Raw genomic sequence first — 9,183 nt, forward strand, 5'->3', positions numbered from 1 at the left:
GCGGCGGGCGCGCGCGCGCAGTCCAGCTCGGCGACCACCGGCAGGTGGTCGGTGGCGGCGGCCAGGTCGGCGGGGTCGGCCTCGGTCCCGCCGCAGGAGAGCACGGAGACGCCCGCCACCGCGAAGATCGCGTCGATCCGCTTGCCCGGGTTCCGGGCGGGGAAGGTGAGCCCGTCACCGCGCGGCGAGACCGCGTAGCAGTCGGCCAGCCGCCCGGTGAGGCACCGCCAGGCGGGCTGGTGCGCCTGCTCGTTGATGTCCCCCGCGAGCACGGGCAGCGCGCCGAACCGGCCGGCGACCTCCTCGACCAGGTCCAGCGCCTCACTGGCGTGGTACAGCCGGGCCGCCTGGTCGAGGTCCAGGTGGACGCAGCCGACGGCCACCCGGGCGCCCTCCGCCTCCACCACGGCGATCGCGATCGCCCGCCGCTCCAGGCCGGGGAAGTGCTTCAGCAGACGGCCCTCGCCGTGCAGCAGCCGGACGCCCGGCCCGGTCAGCACGGCCAGGCCGCCCGCCCGCAGTCCCGCCGCGACCCTCAGTCCGCCGAAGGCGGCCAGCCGCCGCCGCCTGCAGCGCCAGCACAGGAAGCGGGGCGCCTCCTGCACGCAGAGCACGTCGGCGCGGAGGGCGGCGATAACCCGCCCCAGCGCCGCGACGTCGTCGCGCATGGAACGCACGTTGTAGCTGGCGACCCTGAGCACCACGGTGACCTCGCAGGTGACCTCGTAGGCGGCCTCGCACCGGTGATCGCCAGCGTAACCGCGGCAGGAGCCGCGTGCCAGCGTCTCCGGCCGCCCGCGGCGCCCTCCTGGTCGGTGCGCCCTCCTGGCCGGCGCCCCTTCCAGGCCGGTGCGCCTTCCGGCGGGACCGCGCCGGCGGGCGGGGTCAGCGCCGGCGGGCGAGGTCGGCCGCGCCGACGAGGCCGGCGGAGGCGCCCAGCTCGGCCAGGCGGATGTCGGCCAGCGGGCGGTGCCCCCGGCCGGTCAGGTTGCGGCCGAAGGAGTCCCGGACCTGGTCGATCCAGAGGTCGGCGGCGCGCGACACGCCGCCGCCGAGGATGAAGCAGCCCGGGTCCAGCACCGCCGCGAGATCGCTCAGTCCCTGGCCGAGCCACTCGGCCATCGCCGAGAACGCGGCCAGCGCCGCGGGATCACCCTCGCGGGCGGCGTCGGTGACCTCCGGGCCCTCGATGTCGGCGGGCGTGCCCCCGGCGATCTCCAGCAGCCGGGCCGCGCGCGCCGGGTCGGCCTCCGCGATCAGCCTGGCCTCGGCGACCAGGGCGTTGCCGCTGGCGTACTGCTCCCAGCAGCCGAGGTTGCCGCAGCCGCACAGGCGTCCCTCGGGGACCACCTGCATGTGCCCGAACTCGGCGCCCATGCCCCAGCGGCCCCGGTAGAGGGCGCCGTCCAGCACCATGCCGCCGCCGATGCCGGTGCCGACGGTCACGCACACGACGTGGCTCTCGCCGCGGCCCGCGCCGAACCTCGTCTCGGCCCACGCCATCGCGTTGGCGTCGTTCTCCACCACGACGGGCAGGCCGATCAGGTCGGAGACCTTCTTCTGCAGCGGCTCCTCACGCCAGGCGAGGTTGGGCGCGAACCGCACCAGCGAGCGGGTCTCGTCGATGAACCCGGCGGCGCCGAGGCCGACGGCCTCGACCTCCCGGCCCTCCGACAGCTCCGCCACCGCGTCGGCGATCGTGTCCGCGACGCGTTCGGGGCTGTCGGCCGGAGTGGGGCGCAGGCACTGCGCGACGATCCGCCCGCCGTCGTCCACGACGCCCGCCGCGACCTTGGTGCCGCCGATGTCAACGCCGATGGTCAGCGCCATCTCTCACCCTTTCCCTCTGGGCTCACCCCAGGTCGATGTGCTCCACGGGGGTGTCCTCCCGCGACGCCTCACGCTCCCGAGCCCGCTGCGAGGCCGAGGGCCCGTTCAGCGCGTCGACGGCCGACTTGAACGCGGCGAAGAGCTCGGACCCGGCCTGTATCAGGTGGTCGGTCACCTGGCCTCCGGACTCGCGCTGCGCCGCCATGGCACGGCAGACGGGGCAGGCACGGCAGATGTACTCCTCGTCGTGGTCGGAGACCGCCTCCTCCCACACGTCCCGGCTGCTGCTGCGGCCGCCGCCGGAGAACGCGCCGCCGAACCCGGTCATCGTGCCCTTGACCAGGTTCTTGCGCAGTTCCCGCGCGGCCTTGCGCTGGAGCGTGTCGAAGAGCTTGAACGCCTCCTCGGCCGCGCTCCCGAGCGGGTCGCCCCCGCCGCCCCGGGGGGTCCCTCCGGGGCTCCCGGTCCCGCGGTCCGCGCCTCCGCCGTTCCGGCCGTTCCGATCGCCCATGTCGTCCGGGTTGTTCGTGTTCGCAGTGTTCTCAGTCATCTGGCCCTCCCGATTGGAACCGTACCCGCAGACGGCCGTCCGAGAGCGCGGCGTCCCGCACGCTCCTGCGGGCCAGTGCCGCGGGCAGGGCCAGGACCCTGCGGTAGGGGCCCACGGTGACGATCAGCTCGTCGCCCTTCCTGGCCAGGTCCACCTCGCCCTTCTCGGCGAGCGGCAGGGCCAGCAGGAGCTCTCCCTCGGCGGTGATCCGCAGCGGCGGCTCCCCGGCGGGCGGGGCGAAGGGGTCGGCCTGGCCGTACATGGCCTCGGCGACGCGGGCCAGCGCGTCCGGGCCGACGGGCTCGGCGTCCAGGTAGGGCACGGTGTGCACGGGCAGCGGCGCGAAGGACTCCGCCACCTCGGCCAGGTGCCGGCTCTGGGCGGCCACCCACCGCTCCCGCCACGGATCGGCCCCCTCGGCGGGGAAGACCCGGTTGGCGATCGCGGCGTCGACGCGGTAGCCGTACAGGCTGAGGGAGGTGAGCGTGCGGCGGGCCTCGGCGAGCACCACGGCCTCGGGGGTGAGCACCAGCCGGACGCTGGCGTCCGGCCCGGTCAGCAGCTCGCGGACCTCCATCAGCGCCCGGTGCAGGCGCTCGCCCGCGCCGACCACGTGGTCGTCCGGGACGCTGACCATCGCCACCCGGCGCACCAGCGGGGAGAGCGTGCGCAGCAGCCGCCGGCCGACCGGGAGCAGCCGGTTGACGTGCCAGTCGAGGGCCTCGGGCAGGGCGAGCAGCCGGAGCGTCTCGGCGGTGGGCGCGCAGTCGACGACGATCACGTCCCATCGTCCGGTCCCGGCCTGCTCGCGCAGCTCCAGCAGGGCGATGACCTCCTCCGCGCCGGGCAGCACCGTGATCTCCTCGGCGGTGACCTCGTCGAGGCCCAGCTCGGCGAAGACCCCGCGGGCGTAGTCGCGCAGCTCGCCCCACTGGCGCTCCAGCGACCGCTGGGTGTCGACCTGGTGCAGGTAGAGGCAGGGCTCGACCTCGACGGGCTCGGCGGCGGCGGTCACCGCGAGCGCGTCGGCCAGCGAGTGCGCGGTGTCGGTGGAGACCACCAGCGTCTTGAGGCCGGATCTGGCCGCCAGGACGGCGGTGGCCGCCGCCGCGGTCGTCTTGCCGACCCCGCCCTTGCCCGTGAAGAGCAGGACCCGCGTCATGCGCTCTCGACGCGCTTCTTCAGCCCCTTCAGGGCGGTGTCGATGATGACCTTCTCCGCCTTCCGCTTGATCATGCCGATCATCGGGACCTTGAGGTCCACTGCGAGCTCGTAGGTCACCTCGGTGCCGCCGGCCGCCTCGGCCAGGCGGTAGCTGCCGGTGAGGCCGGAGACCATCTTCCCGCCCTCGGCGACGGTCCAGTCGACGGACTCGTCGCCGTGCCAGGTGTAGGCGAGGGAGTACTCGTCGCTGATCACGCCCGCGTCCAGGACGAATCTGACCCGCTCCGGGCGGCCGTCCGGCCCGGTGGACAGGACCTGCGCGGACTTCACCTGCCCCGCCCACTCGGGGTAGGCGCCGAAGTCGGCGATCACCGTCATGATGGTCGACCGGTCCGCGCCGATCGTGATGCTCGAGGTCGTGCGATCAGCCATGGGGTTACCGTACTACCGCTCCCACCGGGATGGCCTCCGCCCGGCGATCTCACCTCCGCGGCCTCACCACTCCAGCGCGAAGGGCGTCCCGCTGCCCCGGAAGTGGCCCACGTTGACGCACTCGGTCCTGCCGATCCGCGTCCGGCTCGCCAGGGGCTGGTGCACGTGGCCGAAGAGGGCGTAGCGCGGCCGGGTCCGCCGGATCGCCTCCAGGGTCGCCTCGCTGCCCCGCTCGAAGCGGCGGGCGACGACGTCGTAGAGGAGCTCGGGGACCGCCGGGGGGATGTGGCAGCAGAGCACGTCCACCTCGCCGACGGCCTCGACCTTGCGGGCGAACTCCTCGTCGTCGATCTCGTTCGGCGTCCGGTACGGCGTGCGCAGCCCGCCCCCGACGAAGCCGAACCGCAGGCCGCCGATCTCGGCGGTCTCCCCGTCCAGCACGCGGTGACCCGGGCGGGCGTACTCCGGCCAGTAGCGCGGCAGGTCCACATTGCCGGGGGTGAGGTAGGCCGGGACGGGCATCGCGGCGAAGAGCTCGCCGTACTGGCGGCGGACGGAGCGCTCGATGTGGTCGCGCGGGTCGCCGTCCAGCGACGCCCAGAGCCCGGCGGACATGGCGCGGGCCTCGTCGAACCGCTTGGCGGTGCGCAGGGCGATGAACTCGGCGGCCCGCTCCGCGCCGAAGAGCTCGGCGAAGATGCCCTGGGAGTGGTCGTCGTAGTCGACGAAGAGGATCAGGTCCCCCAGGCAGACCAGCGCGTCGGCGCCGTCCCCGGCGCGGGCCAGGGCGTCGGCCCTTCCGTGCACATCGCTGACGACATGAACCCGCATGCCGGACATCCTAGCCATCCGGCGACCGGCTCCCCGGGGCCGTGGTTCCAGCAAGCGCCATGATTCCGACATAAGTAACAAATAGGACGCGACGCTTCGCCTGCCGGTCGTGTCAGCGGGTCCCGCATGGCGCGGCTGATAGCGTGAAATCGCCCTTCGTAACGCCTGGGTGACAAAACTACCCACGCGTAACTTATCGCGATAACTTCCTGTTAACCCATCTCGATCCGTGCGTATTCAGGAGTGACCCGTGCGCGAGTACAGCGTTCCCGTGCTAGTGGATGTCCCCGCCTCCGCCAACCTGACCGACACGGTGTTCCAGCGCGCCGAGCGGGAGCCGGGCGCCGTCGCCCTGCGCCGGAAGGTCGGCGAGGACTGGATCGCCGTCACCGCCGGGGAGTTCCGCGACCAGGTCGCCGCGGTGGCCAAGGGCCTGATCGCCATGGGCGTCGAGCCGGGCGACCGGGTGGCCCTGATGTCGCGCACCCGCTACGAGTGGACCGTGATCGACTACGCGATCTGGTCCGCCGGCGCGGTCGGCGTGCCGATCTACGAGACGTCCTCCGCCGAGCAGGTGAAGTGGATCGTCTCCGACAGCGGCACCAAGGCCGTCTTCGTGGAGCTGGAGTCCCACGAGGAGACCGTCCGCGAGGTCCTGCCCGAACTCGACGGGCTGGAGCACATCTGGCGCATCGAGGGCGGCGGGGCCGTCGCCGAGCTGACCGCGGCCGGCGCCGGGGTCTCCGACGAGACCCTGGAGGAGCGCAGGAGCGGGCGCGGCATCGCCGACCTGGCCACGATCGTCTACACCTCCGGCACCACCGGCCTGCCCAAGGGCTGCCGTCTGACCCACGACAACCTGCTGTTCACCGCGCGGAACGTGGCCCAGGGCCCGCTGGAGCGGCTGTTCACCGTGGAGAACCGCTCTGTGCTGCTCTTCCTGCCGCTCGCGCACGTGTTCGCCCGCGTCATCCAGCTCGTGCTCATCGAGACCGGCACGATCATGGGGCACACCCCGAACATGAAGAACGTCGCCCCCGACCTGCAGGCGTTCAAGCCCACGTTCCTGCTCGGCGTGCCGCGCGTGTTCGAGAAGGTCTACAACGGCGCCGAGCAGAAGGCCACGGCCGAGGGCAAGGCCAAGATCTTCCACGCCGCGGCGGGCACGGCCATCGCGTGGAGCCGGGCGGAGTCCTCCGGCGGCGCCGGGCTCGGCCTCAGGCTCAAGCACGCCCTGTTCGACAAGCTGGTCTACGGCAAGCTGCGCGCGGCCACCGGCGGCAACCTGCGCACCGCCGTGACCGGCGGCTCCGCGCTGGGCGAGCGGCTCGGCCACTTCTTCCGGGGCGTGGGCATCGAGGTCCTGGAGGGCTGGGGCCTGACCGAGACCTCCGCGCCCTCCACGGTCAACATGCCCGGCGCCAACAAGATCGGCACCGTCGGCAAGCCGTTCCCCGGCGTCACCGTCGGCATCGGCGAGGACGGGGAGATCCTCGTCAAGGGCCGTCACATCTTCAAGGGCTACTGGAACAACGACGAGGCCACCGCCGAGGCGATCGACGCCGACGGCTGGTTCCACACCGGCGACATCGGCGAGCTCGACGCCGAGGGCTACGTGCGCATCACCGGCCGCAAGAAGGAGATCCTCGTCACCGCCGCGGGCAAGAACGTCGCCCCGGCCCCGCTGGAGGACCGCATCCGCGCCCACCCGCTGGTCAGCCAGGCGCTGGTGGTCGGCGACGACAAGCCGTTCGTCGCCGCGCTCGTCACCCTCGACCCCGAGGCGCTGGAGCCGTGGAAGGCCGCCAACGGCAAGCAGGGGGCCACCCTGGCCGAGCTCAGCACCGATCCCGTGGTCATCGCCGAGGTGCAGAAGGCCGTCGACGACGCCAACCGGTCGGTCTCCAAGGCCGAGCAGATCAAGAAGTTCAGCATCCTCGACATCGAGCTCAGCGAGGAGACCGGGCACGTCACGCCGAAGCAGTCGATCAAGCGCAACATCGTGATGCGCGACTTCGCCAAGCAGGTCGACGAGCTGTACGGCTGAGCCCGCGGAGCCGCGGAGCCGCGGACCCGCTCCGGACCGCGCGTCAAGCGGTCCGGTCCGGGTCCAGGATCCGGGTGAACCGGGACGCCACCAGGTCCCAGCTCCACTCGCGGCCGGCCCACTCGCGCCCGCGCTCCCCCATCGCCCGGCCGGCCGGATCGCCGAGCAGCTCCACCAGCGCGGCCGCCACCGCCCCGGCCGAGCCGCCGTCCACGACGAGGCCGGTCTCCCCGTGCAGCACCGCGTCGGGCGCCCCGCCCGAGGAGCCCGCCAGCACCGGCAGCCCGCTGGCCGACGCCTCCAGGTAGACGATGCCGAGCCCCTCGACGTCGATGCCGCCCAGCCGGGTACGGCACGGCATCGCGAACACGTCCCCCAGGGCGAAGTACCCGGGCAGGTCCTCGGCGGCCACGGACCCGGTCAGCCGGACCGAGCCGCGCAGGCCCAGGCGTCCGGCCAGCCGCTCCAGGCTCCTCCGGTACGGCCCGCCGCCGACCAGCAGCAGCCGGGCGTCCGGCACGGCCCGCAGCACCAGGGGCCAGGCGCGCAGCAGCGTGTCCTGACCCTTGCGCGGCACCAGCCGGGAGACGCAGACCACCACCGGCCCGGCGGCGCACCAGGACCGGAGCCCGGAGCCGCCGCCGGACGGCTCCGCCCCCGGGGAGAACACCCCGGTGTCCACCCCCGGTGCGAGCCGTACCAGCTTCTCCTCCGGGATCACCGCGGCGAGCAGCCGCCGGGTGTACTCGCCCAGGTAGGTGACCGCGTCGGCGTGGCGGCCGATCCCGGCCAGCAGCCGCCGGGCCACCGGGACGCGGGCCCAGGACGCCTCGTGCCCGTGGGTCAGCATCACGACGCGCTCCGCCCCCGCCGCCCGGAGTCCCGGTGCGAGCAGGCCGAGCGGGGCCGCCGCCCCGAACACCACCGTGTCGCACTTGTGCTCGGCCAGCAGGCCGGCGGCCCGGCGGGCGACCCGGGGGGTGGGGAGCATCAGCGAGGTGGGGTGGCGCACGACGGGGTACGGCTGGCGCGCGTCGAAGGACTCGCACCCGGCCCAGCGGGGGGCGTAGACGACCACCGAGCCCGCGGGCATGCGGGCGGCGAGCCCGTGCACGAACGACTGGATGCCGCCGGGGCGGGGCGGGAAGTCGTTGGTGACGATCAGCGTGCGCTTCACGGCTCCGGCAGGCCGTTCAGCGCGGCCCAGGAGCGCGCCGCGGCGATCCGCTCCGGGATGGCGGGGTGAGAGGCATAAAGAACATATTCAACGACATCTGGTGATAAATCAGAAATATTGGCCACGGCCAGCCGCCGCTGCATGGCCGCGAACGTGGCCGGATCCCGCGTCAGATCCAGCGCGTGCACGTCGGCCCGGGCCTCGATGTGCCTGCTGACCACGTTCTGCACGGGCCCGGAGAGCACGGTGGCCAGACTCAGCAGCCCCATGACCAGACCGGCGGCCCGGGGGTCGGCGAGCGAGGCGACCCCGGTGCGCCGGCGCACCGGGCCCGCAGAGGCGGCGAGGTACAGCAGGCAGGCCCCGCAGGCCGCGCCCAGGCGCCGACCAGCGTGCCGTACAGCACGTCGCCGGCGGCGGCGTGGCCCAGCTCGTGCGCCACGACCAGCTCGACTTCACCGGCCGGGGCCCGCAGCAACGTGTCGTAGACCACGATCCTGCGGGTCGCGCCGAATCCGGAGACGTAGGCGTTGAGCGCGGTGGTCCGGCGGGAGGCGTCGGCGACCAGCACGTCCTCGACCGGCACGCCGTCGCGCTCGGCCATGGCGAGCAGGTCGTCGCGGAGCGGCCCGGCGGCCATCGGCGCGAAGTCGTTGAAGACCGGCTCCACCAGCACCGGGTAGGCGAAGGAGACGGTCACGGTCAGCGTGAAGGCGCCCAGCGCGGCGGGGATCCACCAGCGCGCGAAACGCCGGGCCAGCGCGACGACGGCCAGCACCATGACCGCGGTGAGCGCGGTCCTGATCCCGATGTTCTTGAGCCGGTCGGCCGTCCACGACGGCCAGTCCTGGGTGGACAGGCCATAGTCCCGCAGGTGGACCTCCTGCCACATCCCGAGCGGCCAGCGCACGAGCTCCACCGCCACTGTGACGGCGAGCACGCCGAGGAGCACCCGCAGCCACCAGCGCCCGGGCAGCCGTTCCAGCAGCCGCACGCCCAGCGGGGTGGCCACCAGCAGCCCGGCCGCCACCAGGGTCAGGCCGAGCGACAGGTAGGCGGGCGGGCTCACCACGGCGTCGAACGCCTGGGACCGGGCGATCTGCCGGCGGTGAGTCGCGGGCCGGGTCGGGGTCCACCCGCGGAGCCCCGCGG

Annotated in this window: 10 protein-coding genes; 1 reads left to right on the forward strand and 9 read right to left on the reverse strand. The window is 73.7% G+C overall.

Annotation, left to right across the window (positions count from 1 at the left end; translation table 11 throughout):
- The 6 genes from ACWJ6R_RS23220 to ACWJ6R_RS23245 form a co-directional block, all read right to left on the reverse strand.
- Positions 1 to 701 (reverse strand): endonuclease/exonuclease/phosphatase family protein (locus ACWJ6R_RS23220; protein WP_449064251.1); only part of this gene is annotated, 701 nt, incomplete at its 3' end.
- 184 nt (positions 702 to 885) lie between these two features.
- A complete protein-coding gene (locus ACWJ6R_RS23225; RefSeq protein WP_449064252.1) occupies positions 886 to 1,830 on the reverse strand; it encodes an ROK family glucokinase in 945 nt (314 codons plus the stop codon).
- A gap of 22 nt (positions 1,831 to 1,852) precedes the next feature.
- Positions 1,853 to 2,380, reverse strand: a complete 528-nt coding sequence (locus tag ACWJ6R_RS23230; RefSeq protein ID WP_449064253.1) for a hypothetical protein — start codon at positions 2,378 to 2,380, stop codon at positions 1,853 to 1,855.
- Positions 2,373 to 3,542 (reverse strand): ArsA family ATPase, encoded by a 1,170-nt coding sequence (locus tag ACWJ6R_RS23235; protein WP_449064254.1) that lies wholly within the window; start codon positions 3,540 to 3,542, stop codon positions 2,373 to 2,375. Before ACWJ6R_RS23235 ends, ACWJ6R_RS23230 begins: the two co-directional genes overlap by 8 nt.
- On the reverse strand, positions 3,539 to 3,976 hold the full coding sequence (locus ACWJ6R_RS23240) for an SRPBCC family protein (RefSeq protein WP_449064255.1): 438 nt from the start codon (positions 3,974 to 3,976) through the stop codon (positions 3,539 to 3,541). Before ACWJ6R_RS23240 ends, ACWJ6R_RS23235 begins: the two co-directional genes overlap by 4 nt.
- A 63-nt stretch (positions 3,977 to 4,039) precedes the next feature.
- On the reverse strand, positions 4,040 to 4,807 hold the full coding sequence (locus ACWJ6R_RS23245) for a metallophosphoesterase (protein ID WP_449064256.1): 768 nt from the start codon (positions 4,805 to 4,807) through the stop codon (positions 4,040 to 4,042).
- Between the two features lie 250 nt (positions 4,808 to 5,057).
- Between ACWJ6R_RS23245 and ACWJ6R_RS23250 the strand changes: the two genes are divergently transcribed.
- Positions 5,058 to 6,854 carry an AMP-dependent synthetase/ligase gene (locus ACWJ6R_RS23250; RefSeq protein WP_449064257.1) on the forward strand — a complete coding sequence of 599 codons (1,797 nt, stop codon included), beginning with the start codon at positions 5,058 to 5,060 and terminating at the stop codon, positions 6,852 to 6,854.
- Between the two features lie 43 nt (positions 6,855 to 6,897).
- Here ACWJ6R_RS23250 and ACWJ6R_RS23255 read toward each other — a convergent pair whose 3' ends face one another.
- From ACWJ6R_RS23255 to ACWJ6R_RS23265, 3 genes are all read right to left on the reverse strand, one after another.
- Positions 6,898 to 8,031 (reverse strand): glycosyltransferase family 4 protein, encoded by a 1,134-nt coding sequence (locus tag ACWJ6R_RS23255; RefSeq protein ID WP_449064258.1) that lies wholly within the window; start codon positions 8,029 to 8,031, stop codon positions 6,898 to 6,900.
- Positions 8,028 to 8,357: a M48 family metalloprotease gene (locus ACWJ6R_RS23260; RefSeq protein WP_449064259.1), complete on the reverse strand. Its 330-nt coding sequence runs from the start codon at positions 8,355 to 8,357 to the stop codon at positions 8,028 to 8,030. The genes ACWJ6R_RS23255 and ACWJ6R_RS23260 overlap by 4 nt, the downstream gene beginning before the upstream one ends.
- A partial coding sequence (locus tag ACWJ6R_RS23265; RefSeq protein WP_449064260.1) for a M48 family metalloprotease occupies positions 8,288 to 9,183 on the reverse strand: 896 nt, incomplete at its 5' end. The genes ACWJ6R_RS23260 and ACWJ6R_RS23265, both read right to left, overlap by 70 nt.

This window comes from Planomonospora algeriensis (genome assembly GCF_977012225.1).

Coding starts and splice junctions, on each gene's coding strand:
- ACWJ6R_RS23230 (WP_449064253.1), bottom strand. CDS start 2,380: ATGACTGAGAACACTGCGAACACGAACAACCCGGACGACATGGGCGAT.
- ACWJ6R_RS23235 (WP_449064254.1), bottom strand. CDS start 3,542: ATGACGCGGGTCCTGCTCTTCACGGGCAAGGGCGGGGTCGGCAAGACG.
- ACWJ6R_RS23245 (WP_449064256.1), bottom strand. CDS start 4,807: ATGCGGGTTCATGTCGTCAGCGATGTGCACGGAAGGGCCGACGCCCTG.
- ACWJ6R_RS23240 (WP_449064255.1), bottom strand. CDS start 3,976: ATGGCTGATCGCACGACCTCGAGCATCACGATCGGCGCGGACCGGTCG.
- ACWJ6R_RS23225 (WP_449064252.1), bottom strand. CDS start 1,830: ATGGCGCTGACCATCGGCGTTGACATCGGCGGCACCAAGGTCGCGGCG.